Genomic DNA, 26,363 nt, shown 5'->3' with positions numbered 1-26,363 from the left:
AAGTGCAAGAGAAGTTGGAATTATCGCATTTTCAAGAAAATACAGTTATAATAAAAATAGCGAAATTTAGGGGGTTTGAACATGTTTCAAGTACAAAAAGAATTAGCAAGCCATGAAGCAGTCATCGTTGCTTTATTTGAAGAAGAAAAAGCGAGTAGTTTTGTACAGGAATTAGACAAAGCATTTGAAGGACAATTACAAGTTTTATTAGAAGAAAAAGAGCTTTCTACAAAGAAAAAAGCCATTTCCAAAGTACATAGCTTAGGAAAAACAAATGTAAAACGTTATTATTTTGTCGGTCTTGGCAAAAAAGAATCATACTCAACAGAAACGTTACGTGCTTCACTTAGTAAAGCATTTAAAACATTAAAAGCTAATAAAGTGAAAGAAGCTGCAATTTTACTTGATTCTTTCGTAACAGATAAGTTAGACGCAATTGATGTTGCACATATTGCCAATGAAGTATCTTGCCTAGGTACATATGATTTACAAACATATAAAACGGACAAAAAAGAAAGTGTAGAGCTAGAAAACTTTGTGGTTATTACAGCAGAGGATGCAAAAGAAATCGAAGCTGCATTAACAGTAGGATATGTGCATGGACGTGCTACAAACTCAGCTCGTACACTTGTAAATATGCCGCCGAACGTATTAACAGCAACAAAACTTGCAGAGCATGCTGTTGAATTAGCTGAGAAATATGACATGGATTATAAGGTGCTTGAGAAAGAAGAAATGGAAGAGCTTGGTATGGGGGCATTACTTGCTGTAAACCAAGGTTCGACAGAGCCACCAAAAATGATTGCTCTTATTTATAAAGGAAAAGAAGAATGGACGGATGTTATCGGATTCGTTGGAAAAGGAATCACATATGATACAGGCGGTTATTCTTTAAAACCACGCGAAGGCATGGTAGGAATGAAAGGTGATATGGGCGGTGCTGCAGCAGTTCTTGGCGCAATGGAAATTATCGGTGAACTTCGCCCAGAGCAAAACGTAGTCGCTGTTATCCCATCAACAGATAATGTTGTGAGCGGTACAGCCTTTAAACCAGATGATGTAATTACATCTATGAGCGGTAAAACAATTGAAGTATTAAATACAGATGCAGAAGGTCGCCTTGCATTAGCTGATGGTATTACGTATGCGAAGAAACTCGGTGCAAACTATCTTGTTGATATTGCAACATTAACAGGTGGTGTTATCGTTGCGCTTGGAAATCATACAACAGGTGCAATGACAAATAATGAAGTACTATATGAACAAGTGTTAGAAGCATCAATGGAAACAGATGAGCCAATTTGGCAATTACCGATTTTTGAGCGTGATAAAGAACGCGTTCGCAACAGTAAATTTGCTGATTTAAATAACTCACCAGGCCGTGAAGGTCATGCGGTAATGGCCGGAACATTCCTTGGCGAGTTTGCAGAAGAAACACCATGGGTACATTTAGATATTGCAGGGACATCTGATACAACGAGTGCGCATGATTTAGGTCCAGCTGGAGCAACGGGTGCAATGGTTCGTACGCTTGCGACACTTGTTGAACGCTTTGGAGAAGAATAAAATAGGTGTAGAAAAGGCAGCGAATTACGCTGCCTTTTTTATAAAGAAATGGTATATAAGGTTCCGTTTAAAGCAAAGGATGTGCGACCCGTTTCTTCAGAGACAACTAATATGAGTGCATCACTTTTTTCTGATAAACCAATTGCAGCTCGGTGACGTGTTCCAAACCTTGAATCAATTTCTGTATTCTTTGTTAGTGGGAGGATGTTTGCTGCTGAAACAATATGATTATTTTTAATGAGAATAGCTCCATCATGAAGCGGATTTCCTGGATAAAAGATGGATTCCAGTAGTGGAACGGTTAAATACGCTTCAAGTCTTGTTCCGGTTTGAATAAGGGAATCAAGTGGATTATTTCTCTCTACAACAATTAACGCACCATGTTTCCTATCGCCTAAATGTTGAATTGCTGTTGTAATGGAAGCATAGCCTGATGTGAAGGGTGATAAATAGGCCTTTAAATAATAAGAAGCTGCTAGTGTTTGAACATTGCTTAGTAGATGATGAATTTCTTCCATTTTACATAAAATGCACTCACCGTCTTGTTCAACGGTTTGCTTCATGTCCCGTAATTCGGTCTCTACAACTTCAATCATTTGTTTCGTTTTTATTTTTAACTCTTCTGATAATCCCCATTCTTCCATTTTTCTCACCTTTTTGTTAAAAGTATATAGCGTTAGTGTATACAAATTCTAACAGTAAAATCCTGCTAGATTGCAAAATGTATTGAGATACTTACCGTTTTTTTCATATAATGAGGTTATGACACGCGAGAGGAGATAAGATAATGGATTGGAAAAAAGAATATAGTCGCTGGCTTTCATATGCAAACTTAGATGCAGAACTAAAAGAACAGCTAGAAAATATGCAGCAAGATGAAAAGAAAATAGAAGATAGCTTCTATAAAAACTTAGAATTCGGTACAGGTGGTATGCGCGGAGAGCTTGGTGCTGGTACGAACCGTTTGAACGTATATACAGTTCGAAAGGCAACAAAAGGATTGGCACACTTTATTGAAAAATTAGGTGAAGAAGCGAAGAAGCGCGGTGTTGTTGTAGCGTATGATTCTCGTCATAAATCACCTGAATTTGCAATGGAAGTAGCGGCAACACTTGGTGCACATGGTATTACAACATATGTATTTGAAAGCTTACGCCCAACACCGGTACTCTCTTTCGCAGTTCGTTATTTACATACAGTAAGTGGAATCGTTCTTACGGCAAGTCATAACCCACCTGAATATAACGGGTATAAAGTGTATGGAGAAGATGGTGGACAATTGCCTCCAAAAGAAGCCGACGAGTTAATTAGCTACGTAAACGAAGTAGAAGATGAATTAACAGTAGAAGTTGCCGATGTGGAACAACTGAAAGCGGACGGCTTATTACATATGATTGGACAAGAAGTAGATGATGCATACTTAGCAGAGTTAAAAACAGTTATCATCAATAAAGAAATGGTACAAGAAGTTGGAAAAGATTTAAAAATTGTTTTTACACCATTACATGGAACATCCAATATTCCTGCGCGTCGTGGTTTAGAAGAAGTTGGATTTAAAGACGTAACAGTTGTAAAAGAACAAGAGTTACCAGATCCAAACTTCTCAACAGTAAAATCACCAAATCCAGAAGAGCATGCAGCGTTTGAACTTGCAATTCGTGATGGAGAAAAAGTAGGCGCAGATGTATTAATCGCAACAGATCCAGACGCAGATCGTCTTGGTGTAGCTGTTCGTAATCACGCTGGTGAGTTCCAAGTACTAACAGGGAACCAAACAGGTGCGTTAATGCTTGACTATTTATTATCACAAAAGAAACAAAATGGCACACTTCCAGAAAATGGTGTTGTATTAAAAACAATTGTAACTTCTGAAATTGGTCGTACAATTGCAAAAGCATACGGTTTAGATACAGTGGATACATTAACTGGATTTAAATTTATCGGTGAGAAGATTAAGCAGTATGAAGAAAGTGGACAATATGACTTCCAATTTGGTTATGAAGAAAGCTATGGTTATTTAATTCGTCCATTCTGCCGCGATAAAGATGCAGTACAATCTGTACTGTTTGCATGTGAAGTTGCAGCGTACTATAAATCACAAGGTAAAACGTTATACGATGGTTTATTAGAAGTGTTTGCGAAATATGGATTCTTCCGTGAAGACCTTGTATCGTTAACATTAAAAGGAAAAGATGGTGCAGAGAAAATTCAAGAGATGATGGCATCATTCCGTGAAAATCCGCCAAAAGCAGTGGCTGGCTTAACAGTGACTTCTGTAGAAGATTATAAAGCAAGCATCATTACATCACTAAAAGATGGAAATAAGGAAGAGATTCACTTACCGAAATCAAATGTGTTAAAATATCAATTAGCGGATGGTTCTTGGTTCTGCTTACGTCCATCTGGAACGGAGCCAAAAATCAAGTTTTATTTTGGTGTAAAAGATGATTCCTTACAAAATAGTGAACAAAAGTTACTTGCTATTAAAGAAGATGTTATGAATCGTTTATAATAAAATAGATAGTCATTTCCAGCCAGTAGTGGAAGAGAAAAGGGGAGAATGAAGAACGACCTCCTCTTTTCTTATGTATAGAAGAAATCCGCAAGAAAAAAATGATGTGGTATACTGTCTGTAACATTTCAATTACTGAGGGCGGAGTAATAAAGTGAAACTTCCATCAGTGGGGGGCTTCATCTCCCACTGATGGTTAGTTGAACCAATCGGGCTTTTACTGCCCGTTAATGCGGAATAAATTTCGTATATGAGTAAGGAAATATAATGTAAGAATTAAGAAAGAAGAGAGGGTATTTGTTATGAAAAAAGTGAGAAAAGCGATTATCCCTGCTGCGGGATTGGGAACGCGTTTTTTACCAGCAACAAAGGCAATGCCGAAAGAAATGCTTCCAATTGTAGATAAGCCAACTATTCAATACATTGTAGAAGAAGCAGTTGCATCTGGAATTGAAGATATTATTATTGTTACTGGTAAAGGAAAGCGCTCTATTGAAGATCACTTCGATAATGCGTTTGAATTAGAACAAAATTTATTAGAGAAGAAAAAATATGAGTTGCTTGAAAAAGTACAAGCTTCTTCTAAAATGGTTGATATTCATTATATCCGCCAAAAAGAGCCAAAAGGACTAGGGCATGCAGTTTGGTGCGCGCGTAAATTCATTGGTGATGAACCATTCGCTGTTTTATTAGGTGATGATATTGTTCAAGCTGAAAAACCATGTTTACGCCAACTAATAGATGAATATGATAAAACACTTTCATCTGTTATCGGTGTACAAACTGTTCCAGAAGAAGAGACACATCGTTATGGAATTATTGACCCACTAGAGCAAGAAGGTCGTCGTTATCAAGTTCGTAACTTTGTTGAGAAGCCAGCGCAAGGTACAGCGCCTTCAAACTTAGCGATTATGGGACGTTATATCTTAACACCTGAAATCTTTATGTTCTTAGAAAACCAGAATGTTGGTGCAGGTGGCGAAATTCAATTAACAGATGCGATTCAAAGCTTAAATGAAATTCAACGTGTATTTGCTTATGACTTTGAAGGAAAGCGTTACGATGTTGGAGAAAAATTAGGCTTCGTTCAAACGACAATTGAAATGGCACTTCAGCATGAAGAGTTAAGAGATGACATGCTTGTTATGATGAAGAAAATTTTAGAAGAGCAAATGAAACAAGAATCTTAAGATAAAAAAGAGTTACTCTACGTATGGAGTAACTCTTTTTCATTGTTATAGTGTTGAATGAGAATGTTGATAAGCAGAACGACGAACTGCATAATATATGCGAGGTGCAATGACAGCACCGATAATTGTAAAGATAATATCTTTAACAGCGAACCACATCATAATTGCCCAAGCTGCTTTGTAGCTCATATTTCCGCTCATCCAGAAGTTTACAGCTGCATACATATAAGTAGTACCAATGATATACGTTAAAATAATTCCGGTACAAGATGCAATTGCAAATGTACCGAACTGTGGTTTTTCTCTTTGTTCTACTAGTTTTCCTGATATGTAAGCAACAATAATAAATGCGATAATAAAACCACCGGTAGGATCTAACAGTGCACCAAACCCAGCTTTGAAATTGGCGAAAATCGGTGCTCCTGCAATACCAACAAGCATATAAACAGTCATAGATAAGGCACCAAGTCTACTTCCGAGAAGAAGGCCTGCTAAAATAGCGAAAAATGGTTGCATAGAAAGTGGGATACCAGCTACTTGTAAAAAAGGTGCCCAAGATACGATATTTGCACCAATCGCCATGAGTGCAACGAACATGGCAGCTAATGCTAAATCTAAAGCGCGTAATTGTTTCATAATGTTAACCTCCGGTTGTTAAATGGTTAACATTATCGTAGCGAATTCATTTATCTGTTGTCAATTAAAATGTTTTGATAGTTAGGCTTTAGTGAATCTCTAAGTAATGTGTATGGAATCCGAAATTGCGGAATGCCACTTGAGTAAGGAGCAATCTCATATAAAGAGAAATAGACGACAAGGTTATCTGGTTCTAAAAAGTAGTTGAATTTCTTTGTGCTCATCACTTTTTCAGCTGCATCTGGAAAGTAAATACTTTCATTTTGTTTAATTTGTCTAACGATTTCTGTACGAATGATATCTTTATAGTTGCTGTCTTTTTGAAATAAATCAGCTAAACGTAGTACTTTTTTTTGTTTTAAATCAAATGTATGTGCTTTCCATGTATATATGCCGTGTGCTCCGCCCGTATATTGATAATAATTTACATATAAGCTAAGCAAGGGAGACTGTTGTAATGTGACTTTATAATCAACATTTGCAATATGCGGATGAAAAGGAGCGCCTGATTCCTGAGCTTCTTTATAGTATTTTTTTGCTTCTTTCGCTAATGTTGTTTTAAAACGATCTGTAGTTGTTTTATAGTATGTATTCAACTTCTTTTGAAATTCTGGATCGTAAAAGTTGCTAAAGTAAGGCCTGTTAATTTGATATTCTAAATAAGGTTTCTTACCTTTTTGCGTAACAGTCTTAATATCGATTGTTAGGTTAGAAGGGTGGGCTGCATTCGTACAATTTGGTACAATAATGAGCAAGGAGACTAAGAGTAATAGAGTACAAAATTTATTTTTCATGTAGATGGAACCTCCTTAGATAAGTGCTATGGATAGTTTGAAAATAAATAGGGAAAATTATACATTTTTAAATGAGGAAAAGGGGGAAGTAACATGCCAAAAACATTAATGGATGCACTTGGGATTGAGCTGTTAGAAATGACAGAAGAGAAAGTGGTAGCAACTATGCCAGTAGATGGACGTACACACCAACCGTTTGGTTTTTTACATGGCGGGGCATCAGTTGCATTGGCAGAAACAGTAGCGAGCGTAGGTTCCTATAATTTAATTGATCAGGAAAAGTGTATTTGTTTTGGACTTGAAATTAATGCGAACCATATCCGTTCGAAACGTGATGGAATTGTAACAGCAATCGGCACACCAATCCATAAAGGACAAACAACAATGGTTTGGGATATACGCATCATTGATGAAAATGATGATTTATTGTGCATTTCAAGATGTACAGTAGCAATTAAAGAGAAACGTGAAAAATAGGATCGTCAATATATCAGCGAGTTTTCGAATATATCGACCGCCCGACAATATGCGACATAAGAAAAGGCTGCCCAGAGGCAGCCTTTTCTTAATTAGAACTGAATTTTCTTCTCTAAGAAGCCTTTTAGCTCACTAATTGGCATACGAACTTGTTCCATTGTGTCACGGTCACGTACTGTAACAGCTTTGTCTTCAACTGAGTCGAAGTCATATGTGATACAGAATGGTGTACCGATTTCGTCTTGACGACGGTAACGTTTACCGATAGAACCAGTTTCATCAAAGTCTACCACGAAGTCTTTTGCTAGTTCTGCGAACACTTCCCCAGCGCCTTCAGATAGCTTTTTAGATAGTGGTAAGATAGCTGCTTTGTATGGTGCTAAAGCAGGGTGGAAACGAAGAACTGTACGAGAATCATTTTCTAATTGCTCCTCTTCGTATGCATCACATAAGAATGCTAATGTTACGCGGTCTGCGCCAAGAGATGGCTCGATGCAGTATGGTACGTAACGTTCGTTCGTTTGTGGATCGATATAGTTAAAGTCTTCGTTAGAATGTTCCATATGACGTTTTAAGTCGAAGTCTGTACGAGACGCAACGCCCCAAAGTTCGCCCCAGCCAAATGGGAATTTAAATTCAATATCAGTAGTTGCGTTACTGTAGTGAGATAATTCTTCTTCACCGTGATCACGAAGGCGCATGCTTTCTTCGTGCATACCAAGTGATAGTAACCAGTTTTTACAAGTGTTACGCCAGAATGTGAACCACTCTAGTTCTTCACCAGGCTTACAGAAGAATTCAAGTTCCATTTGTTCGAATTCACGTGTACGGAATGTGAAGTTACCAGGAGTAATCTCGTTACGGAAACTTTTACCGATTTGGCCAATACCAAATGGAAGTTTCTTACGCATAGAGCGTTGCACGTTTTTGAAGTTTACGAAAATACCTTGTGCTGTTTCAGGACGAAGGAAGATTTCGTTTGTGCTAGATTCAGTAACACCTTGGAATGTTTTAAACATTAAGTTGAACTGACGAATTTCAGTGAAGTCTTCGCTACCGCAGTCTGGGCATTTTACTTCGTGTTCTTTCATCAAGTCAGCCATTTGATCGAAAGTAAGACCGTCAACGATCATTTCGATACCTTTTGCATCTAATGCGTCTTCGATTAATTTATCAGCACGGTGGCGCGCTTTACATTTTTTACAGTCGATCATTGGATCGTTAAAGTTACCAACATGGCCAGAAGCTACCCAAGTTTTAGGGTTCATTAAAATCGCCGCGTCTAAACCAACGTTGTATGGAGATTCTTGAATGAATTTTTTCCACCAAGCTTTTTTAACGTTATTTTTTAACTCGATACCAAGTGGACCGTAGTCCCAAGTGTTTGCAAGACCACCATAAATTTCAGAACCAGGGAAAACAAAACCACGATGCTTCGCTAAGTTTACAACTTGTTCCATTGAATACATAATAAAAAATCCTCCTTTTAAAAGTTAACGTATTGGCGACGACAGGGTGTACTTGTGAAGCGGCGATTTTCTTGAGCGAGCCAAATACAAAAAAGCTCGTCTCTAGGCATTTATGCCTAGGGACGAGCTTGTATATACCCGCGGTTCCACCCTAGTTGATGAGTGTGTAAACACGCATCCACTTTATCACGTATTGCTCGAGACTGCCGTTTCCTCGCTTTTTCAGGCTTTCACTGTCCCTGAATCGCTTTTTGTGCAAGTACTTATAAGTCCGTCATCGCTACTATATTTAATAATAATGACCATATTCTATCACGTTCCTTTTTAAATCACAATAGAGGAACGCTTGTATCTGCATACATACAAATAGAAAAACTGATAGAAAACCTTTCTTTTTGGGGTGGGAGAGAGGATCCGGCCGTGGATAGAAGCGGTCAGATCCTTCTTTCGCCCCATGCCATGTGAAAACAAAGAGAGAAAATAAGTGCAGGTCCCTTTTTTCTTCATAGCCGCGAGTTGTATGTTGGAAAATCAAAATGTATATATGATAGAGTTTCGCCTATTTTACTACTCTCTATTCTGAGGAGACGCTCATTGTTGCACGAATATGCTTAATTGCTTCTCGTTTACTTAAGGGAGCGAGTTCGTTGTTTTGAACGTATTCCCATACGACATTTGGGCTCGTTTTTGCATATTCACGAAGTACCCAGCCAATTGCTTTTTGGATAAAAAATTCTTTTGAAGATTTGAGTTGTCCAATGATTGAGAAGAGAAGTTTTTCATCCATTTGTTTTTTGTATTTCAGCTGAAATAAAATTGCGGAACGCTGTAACCATATATTTTCTGAAGCAATCCATTTCGGAATATAGGTAGGAATGGCCTCTGGATGTTTCAAGAAGATGTCCCCTAAGAATGTAGGGACGATACCATCAACGGAATCCCACCATGACTTTGTTGTAATGAGCTCTTCTAAGAAAGGGATGTGGGTTTTAGTGAGATGTTTTTTATATTTCTGTAATAAATCAAGAGCGGCGGCTTGAAATTCACGTTCAGGTAAAGACCAGAGTTCACGGATGATGATTTGAAAATCCTCTTTGTCTGGAACTTTATGTACTTGTATTACTTCACGTAATAGCTTTCTTCTTTCCGGTGTTTGAATACCGAGAAAGGGAAAGTGATTTTTCATATAACGAGCCATTGGTTCGGCTTTTTCAGGGTTTTGATGTGCGATAAACTGTTGCTGTAAGGCTTTGACAAATAGGTGCATAAAATCGTTCTCCTTTCAGGCTTCTTGTTCATATTATATAAAGAAGTAATACGAAATGGATATAAAAATATGATGAGAGTAGAAAGGAGAGGGAGCAATGGAAGATCAAGGTATATTTGCTGGTTTTTTAGCGCTAAGTTTTACTTTTATTTTAATTATCGTAATTTGGGGTATCCTTGCGTATGTATTAACGGCATTTGCACTTTATACGATGGCGAAAAATGATGGTGCTAATGATGGTGTTCTTGCTTTTATTCCGTTTTTAAATAGTAAAGTGTGGGGGGATTTGGCAAGGGAGAAGTTGCCTGGCTTTTTGAAAGAAGAGGCAGGGTGGAAAGTATTTGGGATATATGTTCTATGTTTTATTTTGAATTTTGTTCCGATTATAAGTGTGCTAGCAACAGGAGTCTCGCTTGTTCTGTCAATTTATTTGGTATATGCCATTTTGGACCGGTATGGTACGAATTCAGTATTATTTACGATTATTCATGTGATAACATGTTCCATTTTTCTTCCGATTCACCTGTTTTTAATTCGAAATGAATCAACGAAATATTAGAATTTATTGTATATAATTATGTTGCATATTGTCGATCGGTCGATAGGTTGTGTCGAATCGCCGATATATGATGAGAAGCGGTCGATATTATTATATAAAAAAGGCTATCGCGTGTGACGATAGCTTTTTTTATAGTGACTTTTAAGCGAGCTACTGCCGCTTTTTATAACTACATTAAGTAACGTAGATAAATATAAATGTGAGAGATAATTATTGAAACGATCATAATTGGGAAACCGAATTTTAAGAAGTCCATGTAGCTAAATTTATGTCCTTCACGACTTGCGATTCCTGCTACGATTACGTTAGCAGAAGCACCGATTAATGTTCCGTTTCCACCTAGACAAGCTCCGAGTGCCAATGACCACCATAGTACATCGATTTGTGCATCAGAAGGTGATAGACCAAGACCGACTGCCATATCGTTAATAAGTGGAATCATCGTTGCAACGAATGGAATGTTATCAATTGTTGCTGAGGCAATACCAGATACCCATAAAATAAGGATAGATGCGTAAGAAATATCTCCACCTGTTAAATTAATTACTTTTTGAGCTAGCATTTTAATAAGTCCGATATCGATAAGTCCACCAACGAGTACGAATAGACCAGCAAAGAAGAAAATTGTAATCCACTCTACGTGAGCAAATACTTCTTCAATTTCATGCTCTTTTACACCGATTAGCATAAGTACAGTAGCACCTGTTAATGCGATTATCGCTGCATCAATGTGGAAAATAGAATGAGTCATGAAACCTAGAATTGTAAGACCAAGTACCGTTAAAGATTTTTTCATTAATACAGCATCTTTAATGTATTGCTTTTCATCTAAGCTCATTAATTTTTTAACTTGTACAGGATCAGCGATGAGCTGCTTGCGGTACATAAAGTAAATCATTGTTGCTGTTACAGCAATAATGATAATTACGATTGGAGCTAAGTTGAATAAGAAAGCATTAAAATCTAAATGCTTGTTCGCAGAACCAATCATAATGTTTGGTGGGTCACCAATTAATGTTGCAGTTCCCCCAATATTTGAGAAAATAATCTCAGAAAGTAAATATGGAACAGGATTTACTTGTAAAATGCGCGTAATAGATAAAGTAACAGGAACAACGAGAAGTACAGTTGTTACGTTATCTAGAAATGCAGAACCGAGTGCGGTAAGCAAGGAAAGAGAAATTAAAATTTTAATTGGATTTCCTTGTGCTTGTTTAGCGGCTTTAATTGCAACATATTGGAATACGCCTGATTTACTTGTAATGTTTACTAAAATCATCATACCGATGAGTAGTGTGATGGTTCCCCACTCAATATGTTTTGTAAAAGCAGTGTGCAGGTCAACGACGCCAAAGATTACCATAAGTGCGGCGCCAAGAAGGGCGATAACAGCACGATTAATTTTTTCTGAAATGATAATGGCATATGTAATTAGAAAGACTGCGATTGCAAAGTAATATTGCCAGTTTGCAATTTCTTGCGTTGTTTCGTGCAAAAATTCCATCTCCTTTCGAATAACTTTTCTTAGTGTGTCATAAATTTCTGGAAGAAACACACTTAAAGCCATTATAAAGTAGAAAAATGTCGGGTGTAAATGAAAGGGTTTGTTTTGTCATATTTTCTATGGAAATGAATTTTTCTCCTTTTTGAAAATATTTGCGGTTATTTGACATATACATAAGATACATCCAATCTGAATGATTAGCATTCGAGCCTGTTCGTGTAGGAGGACAAAGTAGACGAAATGATAAGGAAGGGATCGTATGGATGAAAAACAATTTTTATTTTTAGATTTCGAGTTCACGATGCCTCAAAATAGGAAAAAACCAAATGGTTTTTTCCCAGAGATTATTGAGGTGGGACTTGTATCAGTTATTGATTGTGTAGTGGAAGATACGTATTCATCTTATGTAAGGCCGGAAACTTTTTCATGCTTAACAGAGCGGTGCAAAAAATTTTTAGGTATTAAACAGGAATCAGTAGATGAAGGGATTTCTTTTTTGGAACTTGTTGAGAAACTTGTCCAATATGAAAAACGTTGTCAAACAACGATTGTAACGTGGGGCAATATGGATATGAAAGTATTAAAGCGTAATTGTGAGGCTGTAGGTGTAGCATTTCCTTTTTCGGGACAATGCCGAGATTTATCACTCGAGTATAAACGCTTCTTTGGCGAACGGAATCAAACTGGATTATGGAAAGCGATTGAAGCCTACGGGAAAGTAGGAACGGGGAAGCATCATTGTGCGCTTGATGATGCGATGACGACATATAATATTTTTAAGCTGGTCGAAAAGGACAAAGAATATTTAGTAAAGCCATCTCCGCCGACTTTAGGTGAGCTCATTGACTTTTCGAAAGTATTAAAGAAAGTGAGTACACAATAGCGACCAAATTACAAACTATGTAATTTGGTCGTTTTGTTTTTACAGCTTGTAATCTTGTTTTAATTGCTGTAGCGTTTGCAAACTACGCCTCGCAAACGGAGAATCATCTTCTGAGAAGGCATTCATTTGTGCTTCTAATGCGATTTGCAGAGATTCTTTATAATCCGGTATGTCACCTTCATATTTTTTAACCATTGTTTGCGGGATATTTGTTTGTTCGCGAAAAGCTAAAGCACGTCTTTCGTGGAAAAATGGAACATCCGCTTGTTTTACATTATGTAAATCACCTTGCGTAGGATGCTTTAAAACAGCTACTACTTTGACAACATAGCTCCCAGGACGGCTGTTTGTAATTTCACCAATATACTTTCCTGTTTTATAGATACCAGTAACAATATCACCAATTTGGAATGTTTCGCTCATATTTTTCACCTCAATTTTATAGTAAGGAAAGTGGGGAATAGAGTCAAAGAAATCATTTGTTGGATAATGATTTTGAAAAGTTAAGTGCGCCTGTGATGAGAGAAATGTTATACTTTAAAATGATATAACAGAAAATTCTGATGAGTTGAAAGGATGAAGGTATGCATCGTTTGCTTCGATGAATTCACAGATATAGATGTATTTTTGCCGTGGGATTTACTAAATAGAGTAAGATTGGTTGGAAAAATAAAGGATTGGGAAGTTAAGATTGTAGGAACGAAAGCAGTACATACATCGGTGGCGGGGCTTACTATTCCTATGTCAGGGACAATTGAGGATATGAAAGATGCGGATGCAGTTATATTTGCTAGTGGCCCAGGAGTACGGCTTCTTATTCATGACCCGGATTATTTAAATCAGCTTAAACAAAATCTTGAAAAACAACTGATCGGTTCCATGTGTTCGGGTGCTTTAATACTTGGGGTACTGAGATTATTAACTGGAAAAAGAGCGACTACTTATCTTACAGTTGCGAGGCAGTTATTGAAATATGGTGTTCAGTTGTAGAAGAGAGTTTCGTGAATGTTAATAACATATCGACTGCTGCTGGATGTTTAGCCGCACAAGACTTAGTATCTTGGGTTATTAAGTCGCTTGCCGGAGAAGACATGGTTCATAAAGAATTGGAAAGTGTGAAACCAGTAGGAGAAACATTACAGATACCAAAACTGTAGAAAAAACAAAGGAGTGATCTTTATGATGCCTTTATATTTTCCAGAAGATAAAACAGAATATATTATTCCAGGGATTGTTTGTATTTTATTTATAATCGGTGCAATTGCAACGTGGCGCATGTTTATTCGCGTATCAAAGAAAGAGGCAGAGCGTTTGCAGAAAGTGGAACAAAAGTTGTTAGCGGAAAAGAAACACTAATTCGTTTTTGTATGTTTCCCTCTATGCTCGGACAATCTAAGGGCAGAATGTATTTTGGAGGGAATTGTGATGAAAAAGCAGCTTTTATTCGGGTGTTGTTTGCTGTTTCTTATGGCAGGCTGTGATAAAGGAAATCCAAAAGAAATTGATGTGAAATTATATAATGCTTCTGGTGATAAAGTTGGAACAGCAAAGGTCACTCAGCAAACAAGTGGTGTGAAAATATCCATTAATGCAGAAGGATTCAAACCGGGAGCTCATGGATTGCACATTCATGAAATTGGAGAGTGTAAAGCACCTCGTTTCATATCAGCTGGTAATCACTTTAATCTAGATAAGGAAAAAAAACATGGACTTATGAATCCAAAGGGAGCAGAGAACGGTGATTTGCCAAATGTAATTGCTGATGATACAGGGAAGATTAAGGCAGATATCGAGGCACCCCAAATAACACTTGAAGAAGGAAAAACGACGATTCATCGAAAAGATGGTGCATCTATCATTATTACGGAAAAGCCTGATGATGGTATGACACAGCCTGCTGGAAATTCAGGGAATCGAATAGCTTGTGGTGTCATTGTAAAAAAGGCATCAGCTAATAATAAAAAATAGAAGCTACCTTCGAAAGGGTAGCTTTTTTAGTTGACTATGAAAATGTATACCTAAGTCTGTTCAGTATTTCTTCAAGTTGTTTTCTTGGACAACCGATGTTAATACGAATATGCTGCTCTCCGCCTGCTCCGTATTTTTCACCTGGTTCAACGATAATTTTTCCCTTGTCTTCAAGTTGTTTTGTGCGTTCATTTTGAGACAGTCCAAGGCGAGAACAGTCAACCCATAGTAAAAAAGTACCTTCTGATTGAATGACAGAAAGTGCAGGAATATGCGTTTCAATAAATTCACGAGCAAACCGAGCATTTTCTTCCATATATAAACGGATTTCTGTTAACCATTCGTTACATTCTGTATAGGCACTTTGCATTGCGGTATAAGCAAATATATTCAATCCGTGGAATCCTTGGCGTTGTTGTACGGATGTAAAGGCGTGGCGAAGTTTTTTGTCAGGAATAATAATAATAGATGCTTGTAAGCCTGCAATGTTAAATGTTTTACTTGGCGCCATGCAAGTGATGGTGCGCATTGCTAATTGTTCGGACAATGAAGCAAATGGTGTATGTGTATGACCTGAGAAAATCATGTCTGCATGAATTTCATCTGAGACGATGGTTACATTGTACTTTTCACATAGTGTTCCAAGTTTTGTGAGCTCCTCTTTTGTCCAAACGCGGCCAACAGGATTGTGTGGACTGCAAAGAAGCATGAGTTTTACACCTTGTTTAAACTGTGTTTCTAAATGTTCAAAGTTCATTGTGTAAAAACCATTTTGCAAATGTAATGGGTTTTCACACAGGCGGCGCTGATTTTTTATGACCATATCAAAGAATGGAGGATAAATAGGTGGTTGCACCAGTACAGTATCATTTTCATTCGTTAAAGCCTGCACACTAGTGCTGAGAGCAGGAACGATGCCCGCACTAAATACAATCCACTCTTTTTTGATCTCCCAATTGTATTGGCTTCTCGTCCACTGACAAATCGTATCCGTGATTTCTTCTGGCGGTATTGTATACCCGAAGATAGGATGCTCAAGTCGTTTTTTTAGTGCAGTCTGAATTGGTTCTGGGACCTCAAAATCCATATCTGCAATCCATGCATGAAGAAGCTCTTTGTTTGGATATGTATCCCACTTCACACTATGGGTTCCTCGGCGGTTTACAGTTTTGTGAAATTGCTGCATATATGTTCTCCTCTCTTTTGATGAATTATTTTGTGAAAGTTCTCTCACTTCTTCTAGAATAGCTGATATGATACGATAAAGAAAAGAATTAAAGTGAAACTTTTATTATTGTGAAATTTCTTCATTCTCAATGATAAAAAGTGGAAAAGGCGGGAAGTAGATGGGTGCATATGAAAAGATGGTAGAGTTGGTGAAGAATTGGGATCCTTTTCAAATGGGACCGGAATTTTATGAAACAGAAGCAAGCGATGTTGTGTACGTGGTAAGCGCGTTTGACGATCCGAAATATATTGCAAAAAAAATCCAGCATATTTATTTCATGTCGTTTGAAGAAGTACCAGCTATTGAAAAATGCGAGAAGCTAGCAGCGGAATTACTCATATTAAAAGAAGGCGGAAGTTGTTCATTGTAGGCTGTCGGGTGTTCCGACAGCCTTTGTTTTTTGATAGGAAGTTCATGTCGCATTTTGTAGAATGGTCGATATGTCGCATCGCCGATATATGGATACTACTGTGCTGAAAATGCCATGATTTCTTCATATACATGCTCTGGTTTTTCCTCCGGTAGTAAGTGCCCTGTATTTTCGTATGAAATAAACTTAGAGTTTGGCAAGTCTTCGTGTAATCGGTGCCCAACATGAACAGGAACAACGCGGTCTTTTTCACCCCAAATGAGTAAAGTTGGCGTTTCAATTTTTCGTAATTCAGCTGACGATAAATCTCCTTCGCGGTCTCTGATCATTCGCGTTAAAGCAGGGAAAATGCGGTTATCGTAAAAGGGAGCGGCGTAGCCTTCCATCATTTCATCATCAATTAAAGAGTGGTCATGAACGACATTCATTAAATTATGAACAATGCCTCTTCTTATAATCCAGTTTTTTACGTATAAATGAAAGAACGGTAAATAGGAAGAGTAGATGAGCGGGAATTTAGCCCTTGTTAAGTAGCTTGAGCTACATAGTAAGATTGTTTTTGCAATTAAATCAGGACGTATGCGATTGACATAGAGTGAGATTTGTCCGCCCATTGAATGACCGACTAGCACAATATTTTGCAATGCTAAATGTTCCATTAAATCGATAATTACAGTCGCTAAATTATGATAGGAATATGTAAATTGATTTGACTTATCACTTTTTCCAAACGGTGGTAAATCAAGTGCGACAACAGTTCCTTCTTTTGCAAGCAGTGGGATGAGTCGCCGGTAACTAAATGAGGATGATAGAAAACCGTGAACGAGTACAAAAGTTGGTCTTTCCTCTTTACTCTGGTGCTCATATAACTCGTAATGAACAGTAGTGCCGCGAGTGGAAAAAGTGAAGTAAGGATGCGCTATCTCATGTTTCATTTTTTTTCACTCCATTGATTTTTTTCATATCATCTCCTAATAGAAAAAGATTTATGTTAACAAAAAAAGGCAAGATGGAGATCCATCTTGCCTTTGGTATTTTTTAGTTTTATCCCGCTATTTGCGGGCAGTAATACTTCCGCCTCAAAATTCAGCGAAAGCAAAGAAGTTAACTGCCCGTAAAAGCCCGATTGGTGCGGGCTAATTAAAGTTTCACTTTATCCACACACAATATTAGGCGGCGTATTCCCTTGTAATCCAGCTACTAGATTTTTCGCAGCTGTCATCGCCATTTCGTGTCTTGTCTTTAATGTCGCAGAACCAATGTGTGGCAAAGTAACAACATTGGTTAAGGATAATAACGGATTATCTTTTTCGACCGGTTCCTGTGTAAATGTATCGATGCCTGCTGCAAAGATTTTCTTTTGTTTCAGCGCATTAATTAATGCAGGTTCATCGACTGTTTTCCCGCGAGAAGCGTTAATGAAAATCGCTGTTTCTTTCATTAATGAAAATTCCTTCTCTCCGATGAGATGGTATGTTTCTTCTGTTAAAGGAGTCAGAAGAACGATGAAATCCGATTGCGCTAGTAGTGTGTTTAAATCACAGTACGTCGCTTCGAATTTTTGTTCAGCTTCTTCTTTACGGCGACGATTATAGTACAGAACATTCATATCGAATCCGAATTTTGCTCGCTTGGCAACAGCCTCTCCAATTCGGCCCATTCCAATAATTCCAATTGTACTATGATGTACATCCAGCCCGAAGTGCTCTTTTTTAATTTCAGCATTCCAATTCCCTTGTTTTACATAAGAATCAAGTTCGCATACCCGGCGTCCAGCTGATAGCATCAGGGCGAAAACAAGATCAGCAACGGTATCATCTAATACATATGGAGTATTTGTTCCAATCACATTTTTGTCCCGCATCGCTTCTAAATCAAAATTATCATAACCAACAGAAATGTTGCTTACAACTTTTAAGTGAGGAGCTGCTTGTAACAACTCTTCGTCAATTTTGGAACCAAAGTTAAGCAAACCATGTTTATCTTTTACTTTTTCTAATAGAACTTCACGAGGTATCTTTTCACTGCTATCCCATTTTTCATATTCACAATGCTCAGAGATATATGTTTCTACAAATTTTGGAACGCGTTCAGCAATATATACTTTTGGTTTCACGGTTTCAACCCCTTTCTTTTTTACCCCACTTTAACGGGCAGTAAAATCCTCACCTAAATAGTTAGAGAGAAGCGAAGAAGATAGGTGAGGATCAACTGCCTGTAAAAGCCCGATTGGTGAGGGCTAATAATCAGCGGGGATGAAGAAGACCTCCACTGATTAAAGTTTCACTTTATTTTTACATAATTCTCTAAAAAAATCTTCTTTTCAAACATAAAAGGGTGTCTGTATAATTTAGAAACAAAGAAAAGGAAGGATGAAGAATATGGTGACTGAAAAAGAATTAGAATTATTAGCTTGTCTTGAAAAAAGTAGTCGTTTATCCGTAGAAACTTTAGCGAAAATGTTAAATATAGAAGTAGAAGCAGTAAAAGAAATGGTTGAGAAATTAGAAAGAGAAAAAATCATTGTTGATTATGTTACACATATAGATTGGACAAAAGTAAAAGAACATAGCGGTTTAACAGCTATGATTGATGTGAAGGTTACGCCGAAGCATGGCGTTGGCTTTGATTCTGTTGCAGAGCAAATTTACCGTTATTCAGAAGTGAAATCTGTTTATTTAATGTCAGGGACATACGATCTTTCTATTACGTTAGAAGGAAAAAGTATGAGTGAAGTGGCAAGCTTTGTTTCTGAAAAGTTAGCAACAATTGAATCGGTTGTGTCAACAACAACACATTTTATTTTGAAAAAATATAAACATGAGGGACTTATTTATGACAAAACTGATGATGATAAACGAATTGTGGTGGCACCATGAAGCAGTTTGAACTATCAAGAGCAGCAGAATCTTTACAACCATCCGGCATCCGTAAGTTTTTTGACTTAGCGGCAGGTATGAAAGGTGTTATTTCACTTGGAGTGGGAGAGCCGGATTTTGTTACACCATGGAATGTAAGGCAGGCATGTATTCGTTCGTTAGAAGAAGGATATACAGCATATACTGCGAATGCAGGATTATTGGAGTTACGTCAAGAAATAGCAAAGTATCTTCAAAAGCAATTTCATGTTTCATATGATGCAAATGAAGAAATTATTGTTACAGTTGGGGCGAGCCAAGCATTAGATGTTGCGATGCGCGCTATTATAAATCCTGGTGACGAAGTGATCATTATTGAACCGAGCTTTGTATCATATGCGCCACTTGTTACATTAGCTGGCGGAGTGCCAGTTCCAGTAGCAACTTCTTTAGAATCGGCATTTAAAGTACAACCGGAGCAAATTGAAGCAGCCATTACAACAAAAACAAAAGCAATTTTACTTTGCTCTCCAAATAATCCAACCGGAGCACTTTTAAACAAGTCTGAATTGGGAGAGCTCGCAAAAATCGTTGAAAAGTATAATCTCATTGTATTATCTGATGAAATTTATGCAGAGCTTGTATATGACGAAGCTTATACGAGTTTTGCGAGCATTAAAAATATGCGCGATCATACGATTTTAATTTCAGGATTTTCAAAAGGATTCGCGATGACTGGATGGCGCCTCGGAATGATTGCGGCTCCTGTACATTTCTCAGAATTGATGCTGAAAATTCATCAATATTCAATGATGTGCGCACCAACGATGTCACAGTTTGCAGCATTGGAAGCGCTTCGCTTTGGGAATGATGAAGTCATTCGAATGAGAGACAGTTATAAAAAGCGTCGTAATTTTATGACGACATCGTTTAATGAAATGGGCTTAACATGTCATGTGCCAGGCGGAGCTTTTTATGTGTTTCCTTCCATTTCTTCAACAGGATTATCCTCAGCAGAATTTGCAGAACAATTATTGTTAGAAGAAAAAGTAGCAGTTGTACCTGGAAGTGTATTTGGTGAGAGCGGTGAAGGGTTTATTCGTTGTTCATATGCAACTTCGCTTGAACAATTGATGGAAGCGATGAAGCGAATGAAACGATTTATAGAGAATAAAAAAAGGACAAAACAGAATACGTTTTGTCCATAAAAGGGGGGGAATACTAGAAAGCCATGTGTTAGTATTCTATCCCAATATTTGAAAATTATACTTACTAAAGGAAACTTTTTCATGGATTTTGAATGAAACGGGAGCTGGTGGTATAATTTACTAATATAGAGTGAAGTTTTTCTCAAGTGGTATATTTCTTTCTGCTTAGAATGAGCCTTCACCAATCGGGTATTTATAAGCAGTTACTCACTTTGCGTAGCGACATTCGTTTACATGTTGAGGTGAGTACTTTTACTGCAACCTGTAAATAGCAGGGAAACTGGTAAACGTATGGGAGTGTTTCATATGTCAGAACAATACACAACAGGAGTGATTGTAAAAGGGAAAGTAACTGGAATTCAAGATTACGGTGCATTTGTAGCATTGGATCAAGAAACGCAAGGACTTGTGCATATATCTGAAATTACAAATGGATATGTAAAAGATATTCATGAATTTTTAAAGGTCGGAGATATGGTAGAAGTAAAGGTACTTTCAATTGATGAAGAACACAGAAAAATGAGTTTATCGTTAAAAGCAGCAAAGCGTAAGCAAGGAAGAATCATGGTACCCAAGCCGTCTGATAAAGGGTTCAATACGCTTCGCGAAAAGTTAACAGAGTGGATTGAAGAATCACAGTTAACAAAGTAAAAGAGGATCGCTAAACCAGCGATCCTCTTTTACTTTGTTATGATATATATTAGCAAATATGATTGCATGCAATCATATTCGTATGTCGGATGAGAAACGCGAATTATACTTGTCTATTATCGAACTTCGCGTGTTTCCGGGTGTGTTCCAAGATTTTCAGATGGCTTAAATAATAAACCAAGGTTAATAAGCCCGGAAATACCAACAATACCGTAGATGATTCGTGCAAGTGCTGAACCTTGCCCACCGAAGATAGCTGCTACTAAATCAAATTGAAAGAATCCAATCAGTCCCCAGTTGACGGCACCGATTACAGTGAATACTAATGCAATACGTTGTAAAGTACTCATCTCGAATAAGTCCTCCTTAAATTTGAAGCATAAGCAAGCTTTTAGTGTACGTGAGTAGTAAGAATCCACCTTAGTGGATATAAAGCGAAATCCGAAAATGGAAGTACGCTTTATACAACTTAACTCCTTTATAGAATGGTTGTCTTTTGTAGTTTTTATACACAAAAAATATCTATTATAGGATGTATATACATCTATACCGAAAAGTGCGAATTTTTATGCAAAAAATGAACTTTTTTTAAAAAATATATATTGGTTGCGTTTACAATTCTCCAATTGCTTGATTTACACCTTCAGTTTCGCTAAAGTGAATACAGAAATACATATACATAATTGGAGGGAAAAAGATGAGCACACATGTAACGTTCGATTATTCTAAAGCGTTATCGTTCATCAGTGAACACGAACTAACTTATTTACGTGATGCAGTAAAAGTATCACATCATGCAATCCATGAAAAAACTGGAGCTGGGAACGATTTCCTTGGGTGGGTAGAGCTTCCGCTTCAATATGACAAAGAAGAATTTGCTCGCATTCAAAAGAGTGCAGAGAAAATTAAAAATGACTCTGACATTTTACTTGTTGTAGGTATTGGTGGTTCTTACTTAGGAGCACGTGCAGCAATTGAAATGTTAAATCATTCTTTCTACAACACGCTTTCTAAAGAACAACGCAAAACTCCACAAGTGCTATTTGTTGGACAAAACATTAGCTCCACTTACATGAAAGATTTAATGGATGTATTAGAAGGTAAAGATTTCTCCATTAACGTTATTTCCAAATCAGGTACAACAACAGAACCTGCAATTGCATTCCGCCTGTTCCGTAAATTATTAGAAGAGAAATATGGAAAAGAAGAAGCACGTAAACGTATTTATGCAACAACTGATAAAGCGCGTGGTGCTTTAAAAACATTAGCTGACGAAGAAGGATACGAAACATTCGTAATTCCAGATGATGTTGGCGGTCGCTTCTCTGTATTAACACCAGTTGGTTTATTACCAATTGCAGTGAGCGGTTTAAATATTGAAGAGATGATGCAAGGGGCAGCTGCCGGACGTGACGACTTTGCAAAATCTGAGCTAGAAGAAAACCCTGCTTACCAATATGCAGTTGTGCGTAATGCTCTATACAACAAAGGGAAAACAATTGAAATGCTTGTTAACTATGAGCCAGCACTTCAATACTTTGCTGAGTGGTGGAAACAACTATTTGGCGAAAGCGAAGGAAAAGATCAAAAAGGTATTTTCCCATCTTCAGCAAACTTCTCTACTGATTTACATTCATTAGGTCAATACATTCAAGAAGGACGTCGTGACTTATTTGAAACAGTTCTTAAAGTAGGAAAATCTACACATGAACTAAAAATCGAATTAGATGAGAACGATTTAGATGGTTTAAACTATCTTGCTGGTGAAACCGTAGACTTCGTTAACACAAAAGCATACGAAGGTACATTACTTGCACATAGTGATGGCGGAGTACCAAACTTAATCGTAAACATTCCAGAATTAAACGAGTACACATTCGGTTACCTTGTATACTTCTTCGAAAAAGCATGTGCGATGAGCGGCTACTTACTAGGCGTAAATCCATTTGACCAACCAGGTGTAGAAGCATACAAGAAAAATATGTTCGCTCTACTTGGAAAACCAGGATTCGAAGAACTAAAAGCAGAATTAGAAGAGCGTTTGAAATAAAAAAAGCGGAGCCGACTGTTTAGCCCCGTCGGCTAAGGTTCTTCTGTACAGAAAGTGCTTTTTACTTTCTTGTGCGGAAGGTTCTTAGACGGAAGGGACTAGGAGGCGTAGCTGGACAGAAGAAGAGCGGAAGCGGCTTGCTCAGAACCGCAGGACATTGGAGCTCTCGACGAAGAAGTGTTTTTTACTTCGACCGAGAGAGCGAAATGACCGGAGGTTCTAGCCGCTGTAGCTGGACAGAAGAAAAGCGGAAATGGCTCGTTCAGAATGGGAGGGGGATGGAGCTTCTGGCATAGAGGCGATCTTTGCCTCGTCGGAAGAAGCGAAGCCACCGATCATTCTAGCCATTGTAGCTGGACAAAAGAAAAGCGGAAGCTGTCGGGATTATCCCGACAGCTTTTTTTGTTGGCAAAATCGGGACGAGGCCTCTCGAATATTGCTTAATGGTCGATGAGTTATGTCGAATCGCCGATATATTGATATTAGAACGAATAGGAATCGGACATGCTAAGAAAAAAATCTAGGAAGGATGAATAGCTTGATTCCAATTCAATCAAATTTAGAAGGGCATACATATGCGCTTTTTAAATTAGAAGAAACATTAAAACCACTCGGCTATAGTATTGGCGGTAACTGGGATTATGACAAAGGATGCTTCGATTATAAAATAGATGAAGAAGATGGTTATCAGTTTTTACGAGTGCCATTTACAGCAGTGGAAGGAGAGCTTGATGTACCAGGTGTAATGGTTCGTCTTGAAACACCGTATCTTCTTTCGCATGTATATCAAGACGAACTTGATGATCAAGTAAATACGCTGGCAGCTGGGGCGAGTGGATTAGATCAATTTGCAGAACCGAAAGATGCAGATGGTAATATAAAACGAAAATATATTGATATTGGAAAGGTATTAGTACAAGAGCTAGAACAGCATCTAATCAATGCTTAATTACGATAAATATGTCGCTTTCAATAATAATAAAAGAATGGACGGGATTGATGTGGTATTGTTCATCGCGCTGTATACCTAATAACAAAGTATCTTGCTTTAAAAGCAGGTTACTGCAAGCTTCAAAAGTTTTTCCGATATATGATGAAGAAACAGTCATTAGTTGTAATTTGCTTTCTGAAATTTCATTATAAAGCGTAAATAACACACCTGAAATGGAAGGAAATAAAAGAGATGCAGTAAAGACATAGCTTGTTAATTTATTTCCTTCAATAATTTCTGTTGCGCCAGCTCTAGTTGCGTTTTGAACTTGATCGGAAGTAAGGAGTTCGGCAATACAATGGATAGTCGGATTTAATCCTTTCGCAGTTAAAATATTTAAAATAGATTGTGTATCAGCCAAGCTTTCGTTTTTTTCTTTGTCTGCCGTTATTAAAATGGTGTGGGCAGTTTTAATATTCGCTTTTAATAAAGTTTGATCGTGATGTGGACACCCTTTAATAAACGCTAAGTGATGAAATGGTCTCGGAAGCAGGGAAAGTGTTTCATCGATGAGCACGATATCAAGGTTTGGTTGTAAAATATGCATTTGACTTACTACGTGTTTGGCGCGTTCATTCCAACCAACGATAATCATATGACCATGACAAGAAGCGGCTTCTTCTCCTTTAATTTTCATATATTGTTTACTGATCATTTCAGTAGCAAATAGCACCATATAATAAGAGCAAAATCCTGTTCCTAATAAAATAAGGAGCATGCCGACGAGTTTCCCTACAGGTGTGTGGGGGACGTAATCGCCGTAACCGATAGTAAATGTGGTGACAATTGCCCACCATATACCGTCAAACCATGTAGAAAAGTATTTTGGTTCTAATTTATATATGAGGAAACCAAAGGTAGCGATAAGTATGATGATGAAGCTGACTAAACGAAAAATAATGGAGTTACGAAATACATCCACTAGGTTAGCTCGTGATTTCAAAATTTTATTCCTCCTTATGTTGTGTAGCTATATCCATTGTTACCATTATGAAAAAAAGAAAAACTCTCTATATTTATTTAGAGAGTTGTTTAACGTTGTATAGCGTTACATACTTTCAACTTCTGTTTGCTGAACGCTTTCGAAATGCTGCAAGGCATAATAAACATCAGCGGTATGCTTTTTTTGATCAACAGATAATTTAAGGTGTAGAAAGTGGGAGCCATTTTCTAGTGTTTTCAGTTTCATGTTCTTTACTTTTATGTCCATTTCTTTTATTTCTTCAATAACGATGGGGATGTTATCCATATTGCGTACGACTAGTTTGACGGCAATATCTCGTTGTCTGAATGACCTAGGACCTAAAAACTTCATCGTTAATGGAATAAGCTCAACGCTAATCATAAGAAAACACATGCCGAAAATTGCTTCAAGATAAAAACCAGCCCCAACAGCAATTCCAATACCAGAAGCACCCCAAATCATAGCAGCGGTAGTTAGTCCTGCAATGCTGTCATTACCTCTTCGTAAAATAACGCCAGCACCTAAAAAACCGATTCCTGAAACAATTTGAGCTGCAAGGCGAAGTGGATCCATGTTGATATGGTCTGTATGAGGTAAAGTATAAGCTGCTTTAATAGAAACAATGGTAAGGAGGCAACTAATAATGGAAATGACTAAGCAAGTTTTTAAACCGAGTGGTTTTCTCTTTAACTCACGTTCTAAACCGATAGCGAATCCTAAAATAGCAGAGAGACCTAGCTTGATTAGTAAATCGGTATAGTCCATATGTATATTCCTCCTTGATAAGTTTGTTCAATGGAATGTAGTGATAATAAATGAGTAAAATATTCATTCGTAACTTAAGGTTTTTAACAACGGGGTTATGATTTCCTGCCAAATGAGGTATTAGCTTTTGGAATATATGTAGTAATTGGATAGAGGTGAAAATGGCTATTTTATTTAAGTATATGAGGTTAATAAAGAAACTTGGCTATTTTTATAAAAAAGTTTTAAAAGGGTGTTGCATTTCATTTTTCTACATGCTATATTAATAACCGTCGCTGATGCGAAACAGCAGAAAGCGAAAAAAGAAATTAAAAACTTAGTTGACATCGAAAAATGAAGATGTTAACATAAGGAAGTCGCAAATGAGCGGCAAACGAGTTCTTTGAAAACTGAACGAAACAAACAACGTGAAACGTCAATTTTTATTTTAGATGCTAGACAAACTAACTTTAT

27 protein-coding genes and 1 pseudogene are annotated in these 26,363 nt (G+C 37.4%); 15 read left to right on the top strand and 13 right to left on the bottom strand.

The genetic code is table 11. The annotated features are described in order from the left end of the window. Positions 1–81: 81 nt before the first annotated feature. On the top strand, positions 82–1,566 hold the full coding sequence (locus tag J4P91_RS20405) for a leucyl aminopeptidase (RefSeq protein WP_207995611.1): 1,485 nt from the start codon (positions 82–84) through the stop codon (positions 1,564–1,566). 38 nt (positions 1,567–1,604) lie between these two features. Here the strand turns inward: J4P91_RS20405 and cdaS are convergent, their stop codons facing one another. Beyond that, positions 1,605–2,210 (bottom strand): sporulation-specific diadenylate cyclase CdaS, encoded by a 606-nt coding sequence (cdaS, locus tag J4P91_RS20400; protein WP_017150193.1) that lies wholly within the window; start codon positions 2,208–2,210, stop codon positions 1,605–1,607. Between the two features lie 143 nt (positions 2,211–2,353). Between cdaS and J4P91_RS20395 the strand changes: the two genes are divergently transcribed. After that, the gene (locus tag J4P91_RS20395; protein WP_207995610.1) at positions 2,354–4,078 is read left to right on the top strand and encodes a phospho-sugar mutase; all 1,725 of its coding nucleotides are present in this window, start codon (positions 2,354–2,356) and stop codon (positions 4,076–4,078) included. 302 nt (positions 4,079–4,380) lie between these two features. After that, complete coding sequence (gene galU, locus J4P91_RS20390) at positions 4,381–5,268, top strand: UTP--glucose-1-phosphate uridylyltransferase GalU (RefSeq protein WP_207995609.1); 888 nt, start codon at positions 4,381–4,383, stop codon at positions 5,266–5,268. A gap of 45 nt (positions 5,269–5,313) precedes the next feature. On the opposite strand, the gene J4P91_RS20385 is transcribed toward galU, so the two are convergent. Together J4P91_RS20385 and J4P91_RS20380 are read right to left on the bottom strand one after the other, a co-directional pair. Next, a complete protein-coding gene (locus tag J4P91_RS20385; protein ID WP_207995608.1) occupies positions 5,314–5,904 on the bottom strand; it encodes a biotin transporter BioY in 591 nt (196 codons plus the stop codon). A 50-nt stretch (positions 5,905–5,954) separates the two neighbouring features. Beyond that, complete coding sequence (locus tag J4P91_RS20380) at positions 5,955–6,698, bottom strand: DUF3298 and DUF4163 domain-containing protein (RefSeq protein ID WP_207995607.1); 744 nt, start codon at positions 6,696–6,698, stop codon at positions 5,955–5,957. 93 nt (positions 6,699–6,791) lie between these two features. Here J4P91_RS20380 and J4P91_RS20375 point away from each other — a divergent pair, with 93 nt between their 5' ends. Then, positions 6,792–7,175 (top strand): hotdog fold thioesterase, encoded by a 384-nt coding sequence (locus tag J4P91_RS20375; protein ID WP_207995606.1) that lies wholly within the window; start codon positions 6,792–6,794, stop codon positions 7,173–7,175. 92 nt (positions 7,176–7,267) lie between these two features. Here the strand turns inward: J4P91_RS20375 and J4P91_RS20370 are convergent, their stop codons facing one another. After that, positions 7,268–8,644, bottom strand: a complete 1,377-nt coding sequence (locus J4P91_RS20370; protein WP_207995605.1) for a glycine--tRNA ligase — start codon at positions 8,642–8,644, stop codon at positions 7,268–7,270. Positions 8,645–9,218: 574 nt separating this feature from the next. Further along, complete coding sequence (locus tag J4P91_RS20365; RefSeq protein WP_207995604.1) at positions 9,219–9,911, bottom strand: DNA alkylation repair protein; 693 nt, start codon at positions 9,909–9,911, stop codon at positions 9,219–9,221. A 97-nt stretch (positions 9,912–10,008) separates the two neighbouring features. Here J4P91_RS20365 and J4P91_RS20360 point away from each other — a divergent pair, with 97 nt between their 5' ends. Next, on the top strand, positions 10,009–10,470 hold the full coding sequence (locus J4P91_RS20360) for a hypothetical protein (protein ID WP_207995603.1): 462 nt from the start codon (positions 10,009–10,011) through the stop codon (positions 10,468–10,470). A 169-nt stretch (positions 10,471–10,639) separates the two neighbouring features. Here the strand turns inward: J4P91_RS20360 and J4P91_RS20355 are convergent, their stop codons facing one another. Further along, on the bottom strand, positions 10,640–12,037 hold the full coding sequence (locus J4P91_RS20355) for an ArsB/NhaD family transporter (RefSeq protein WP_207995602.1): 1,398 nt from the start codon (positions 12,035–12,037) through the stop codon (positions 10,640–10,642). A 196-nt stretch (positions 12,038–12,233) separates the two neighbouring features. Here J4P91_RS20355 and kapD point away from each other — a divergent pair, with 196 nt between their 5' ends. Next, entirely contained in the window at positions 12,234–12,857 is a 624-nt protein-coding gene (kapD, locus tag J4P91_RS20350) for a 3'-5' exonuclease KapD (RefSeq protein ID WP_207995601.1), read from the top strand. A gap of 39 nt (positions 12,858–12,896) precedes the next feature. On the opposite strand, the gene kapB is transcribed toward kapD, so the two are convergent. Then, positions 12,897–13,280 carry a kinase-associated lipoprotein KapB gene (kapB, locus tag J4P91_RS20345; RefSeq protein WP_207995600.1) on the bottom strand — a complete coding sequence of 128 codons (384 nt, stop codon included), beginning with the start codon at positions 13,278–13,280 and terminating at the stop codon, positions 12,897–12,899. A gap of 153 nt (positions 13,281–13,433) precedes the next feature. On the opposite strand from kapB, the pseudogene J4P91_RS20340 reads away from it, so the two are divergent. The 3 genes and pseudogenes from J4P91_RS20340 (at position 13,434) to J4P91_RS20325 (ending at position 14,825) form a co-directional block, all read left to right on the top strand. Next, positions 13,434–14,014: pseudogene (locus J4P91_RS20340) on the top strand (DJ-1/PfpI family protein). Between the two features lie 22 nt (positions 14,015–14,036). Then, positions 14,037–14,213, top strand: coding sequence for a hypothetical protein (locus tag J4P91_RS20330; protein ID WP_207995597.1), 177 nt, complete (start codon positions 14,037–14,039; stop codon positions 14,211–14,213). Between the two features lie 69 nt (positions 14,214–14,282). After that, positions 14,283–14,825: a superoxide dismutase family protein gene (locus tag J4P91_RS20325; protein WP_207995596.1), complete on the top strand. Its 543-nt coding sequence runs from the start codon at positions 14,283–14,285 to the stop codon at positions 14,823–14,825. A gap of 34 nt (positions 14,826–14,859) precedes the next feature. Here J4P91_RS20325 and J4P91_RS20320 read toward each other — a convergent pair whose 3' ends face one another. Beyond that, a complete protein-coding gene (locus tag J4P91_RS20320) occupies positions 14,860–16,011 on the bottom strand; it encodes a MalY/PatB family protein (protein WP_207995595.1) in 1,152 nt (383 codons plus the stop codon). Positions 16,012–16,171: 160 nt separating this feature from the next. Between J4P91_RS20320 and J4P91_RS20315 the strand changes: the two genes are divergently transcribed. Next, positions 16,172–16,423 (top strand): DUF1871 family protein, encoded by a 252-nt coding sequence (locus tag J4P91_RS20315; RefSeq protein ID WP_207995594.1) that lies wholly within the window; start codon positions 16,172–16,174, stop codon positions 16,421–16,423. A 95-nt stretch (positions 16,424–16,518) separates the two neighbouring features. On the opposite strand, the gene J4P91_RS20310 is transcribed toward J4P91_RS20315, so the two are convergent. Both J4P91_RS20310 and J4P91_RS20305 read right to left on the bottom strand, forming a co-directional pair. Next, entirely contained in the window at positions 16,519–17,358 is an 840-nt protein-coding gene (locus tag J4P91_RS20310) for an alpha/beta fold hydrolase (RefSeq protein ID WP_207995593.1), read from the bottom strand. A 218-nt stretch (positions 17,359–17,576) separates the two neighbouring features. Beyond that, complete coding sequence (locus J4P91_RS20305; RefSeq protein WP_017150212.1) at positions 17,577–18,539, bottom strand: 2-hydroxyacid dehydrogenase; 963 nt, start codon at positions 18,537–18,539, stop codon at positions 17,577–17,579. Between the two features lie 265 nt (positions 18,540–18,804). On the opposite strand from J4P91_RS20305, the gene J4P91_RS20300 reads away from it, so the two are divergent. The 3 genes from J4P91_RS20300 (at position 18,805) to yugI (ending at position 21,140) form a co-directional block, all read left to right on the top strand. Continuing rightward, a complete protein-coding gene (locus J4P91_RS20300) occupies positions 18,805–19,302 on the top strand; it encodes an Lrp/AsnC family transcriptional regulator (RefSeq protein WP_017150213.1) in 498 nt (165 codons plus the stop codon). Next, positions 19,299–20,489: an aminotransferase gene (locus J4P91_RS20295; RefSeq protein WP_207995592.1), complete on the top strand. Its 1,191-nt coding sequence runs from the start codon at positions 19,299–19,301 to the stop codon at positions 20,487–20,489. The genes J4P91_RS20300 and J4P91_RS20295 overlap by 4 nt, the downstream gene beginning before the upstream one ends. Before the next feature lie 306 nt (positions 20,490–20,795). Beyond that, positions 20,796–21,140, top strand: coding sequence for a S1 domain-containing post-transcriptional regulator GSP13 (gene yugI / locus J4P91_RS20290; RefSeq protein ID WP_017150215.1), 345 nt, complete (start codon positions 20,796–20,798; stop codon positions 21,138–21,140). A 116-nt stretch (positions 21,141–21,256) separates the two neighbouring features. On the opposite strand, the gene J4P91_RS20285 is transcribed toward yugI, so the two are convergent. Then, positions 21,257–21,490: a DUF378 domain-containing protein gene (locus tag J4P91_RS20285; RefSeq protein ID WP_017150216.1), complete on the bottom strand. Its 234-nt coding sequence runs from the start codon at positions 21,488–21,490 to the stop codon at positions 21,257–21,259. Between the two features lie 347 nt (positions 21,491–21,837). Between J4P91_RS20285 and J4P91_RS20280 the strand changes: the two genes are divergently transcribed. Together J4P91_RS20280 and J4P91_RS20275 are read left to right on the top strand one after the other, a co-directional pair. Next, positions 21,838–23,190, top strand: a complete 1,353-nt coding sequence (locus J4P91_RS20280) for a glucose-6-phosphate isomerase (RefSeq protein WP_017150217.1) — start codon at positions 21,838–21,840, stop codon at positions 23,188–23,190. A gap of 538 nt (positions 23,191–23,728) precedes the next feature. Continuing rightward, a complete protein-coding gene (locus J4P91_RS20275) occupies positions 23,729–24,139 on the top strand; it encodes a YugN-like family protein (RefSeq protein ID WP_207995591.1) in 411 nt (136 codons plus the stop codon). On the opposite strand, the gene J4P91_RS20270 is transcribed toward J4P91_RS20275, so the two are convergent. Together J4P91_RS20270 and J4P91_RS20265 are read right to left on the bottom strand one after the other, a co-directional pair. Continuing rightward, positions 24,129–25,124: an ion channel gene (locus J4P91_RS20270; RefSeq protein WP_017150219.1), complete on the bottom strand. Its 996-nt coding sequence runs from the start codon at positions 25,122–25,124 to the stop codon at positions 24,129–24,131. The genes J4P91_RS20275 and J4P91_RS20270 overlap by 11 nt on opposite strands. A 105-nt stretch (positions 25,125–25,229) precedes the next feature. Next, positions 25,230–25,910, bottom strand: a complete 681-nt coding sequence (locus J4P91_RS20265) for an MgtC/SapB family protein (protein ID WP_017150220.1) — start codon at positions 25,908–25,910, stop codon at positions 25,230–25,232. Between the last annotated feature and the right edge of the window lie 453 nt (positions 25,911–26,363).

It is taken from the genome of Bacillus sp. XF8 (assembly GCF_017498755.1).
Taxonomy (GTDB): domain Bacteria; phylum Bacillota; class Bacilli; order Bacillales; family Bacillaceae_G; genus Bacillus_A; species Bacillus_A bingmayongensis.
This window is presented reverse-complemented; position numbering and strand designations above follow the sequence as displayed.

Bases quoted from the DNA above. Each gene is read 5' to 3' on its own strand.
- J4P91_RS20405 (WP_207995611.1), top strand. From the start codon at position 82: ATGTTTCAAGTACAAAAAGAATTAGCAAGCCATGAAGCAGTCATCGTT.
- cdaS (WP_017150193.1), bottom strand. From the start codon at position 2,210: ATGGAAGAATGGGGATTATCAGAAGAGTTAAAAATAAAAACGAAACAA.
- J4P91_RS20395 (WP_207995610.1), top strand. From the start codon at position 2,354: ATGGATTGGAAAAAAGAATATAGTCGCTGGCTTTCATATGCAAACTTA.
- galU (WP_207995609.1), top strand. From the start codon at position 4,381: ATGAAAAAAGTGAGAAAAGCGATTATCCCTGCTGCGGGATTGGGAACG.
- J4P91_RS20385 (WP_207995608.1), bottom strand. From the start codon at position 5,904: ATGAAACAATTACGCGCTTTAGATTTAGCATTAGCTGCCATGTTCGTT.
- J4P91_RS20380 (WP_207995607.1), bottom strand. From the start codon at position 6,698: ATGAAAAATAAATTTTGTACTCTATTACTCTTAGTCTCCTTGCTCATT.
- J4P91_RS20375 (WP_207995606.1), top strand. From the start codon at position 6,792: ATGCCAAAAACATTAATGGATGCACTTGGGATTGAGCTGTTAGAAATG.
- J4P91_RS20370 (WP_207995605.1), bottom strand. From the start codon at position 8,644: ATGTATTCAATGGAACAAGTTGTAAACTTAGCGAAGCATCGTGGTTTT.
- J4P91_RS20365 (WP_207995604.1), bottom strand. From the start codon at position 9,911: ATGCACCTATTTGTCAAAGCCTTACAGCAACAGTTTATCGCACATCAA.
- J4P91_RS20360 (WP_207995603.1), top strand. From the start codon at position 10,009: ATGGAAGATCAAGGTATATTTGCTGGTTTTTTAGCGCTAAGTTTTACT.
- J4P91_RS20355 (WP_207995602.1), bottom strand. From the start codon at position 12,037: ATGGCTTTAAGTGTGTTTCTTCCAGAAATTTATGACACACTAAGAAAA.
- kapD (WP_207995601.1), top strand. From the start codon at position 12,234: ATGGATGAAAAACAATTTTTATTTTTAGATTTCGAGTTCACGATGCCT.
- kapB (WP_207995600.1), bottom strand. From the start codon at position 13,280: ATGAGCGAAACATTCCAAATTGGTGATATTGTTACTGGTATCTATAAA.
- J4P91_RS20330 (WP_207995597.1), top strand. From the start codon at position 14,037: ATGATGCCTTTATATTTTCCAGAAGATAAAACAGAATATATTATTCCA.
- J4P91_RS20325 (WP_207995596.1), top strand. From the start codon at position 14,283: ATGAAAAAGCAGCTTTTATTCGGGTGTTGTTTGCTGTTTCTTATGGCA.
- J4P91_RS20320 (WP_207995595.1), bottom strand. From the start codon at position 16,011: ATGCAGCAATTTCACAAAACTGTAAACCGCCGAGGAACCCATAGTGTG.
- J4P91_RS20315 (WP_207995594.1), top strand. From the start codon at position 16,172: ATGGGTGCATATGAAAAGATGGTAGAGTTGGTGAAGAATTGGGATCCT.
- J4P91_RS20310 (WP_207995593.1), bottom strand. From the start codon at position 17,358: ATGAAACATGAGATAGCGCATCCTTACTTCACTTTTTCCACTCGCGGC.
- J4P91_RS20300 (WP_017150213.1), top strand. From the start codon at position 18,805: ATGGTGACTGAAAAAGAATTAGAATTATTAGCTTGTCTTGAAAAAAGT.
- J4P91_RS20295 (WP_207995592.1), top strand. From the start codon at position 19,299: ATGAAGCAGTTTGAACTATCAAGAGCAGCAGAATCTTTACAACCATCC.
- yugI (WP_017150215.1), top strand. From the start codon at position 20,796: ATGTCAGAACAATACACAACAGGAGTGATTGTAAAAGGGAAAGTAACT.
- J4P91_RS20285 (WP_017150216.1), bottom strand. From the start codon at position 21,490: ATGAGTACTTTACAACGTATTGCATTAGTATTCACTGTAATCGGTGCC.
- J4P91_RS20280 (WP_017150217.1), top strand. From the start codon at position 21,838: ATGAGCACACATGTAACGTTCGATTATTCTAAAGCGTTATCGTTCATC.
- J4P91_RS20265 (WP_017150220.1), bottom strand. From the start codon at position 25,910: ATGGACTATACCGATTTACTAATCAAGCTAGGTCTCTCTGCTATTTTA.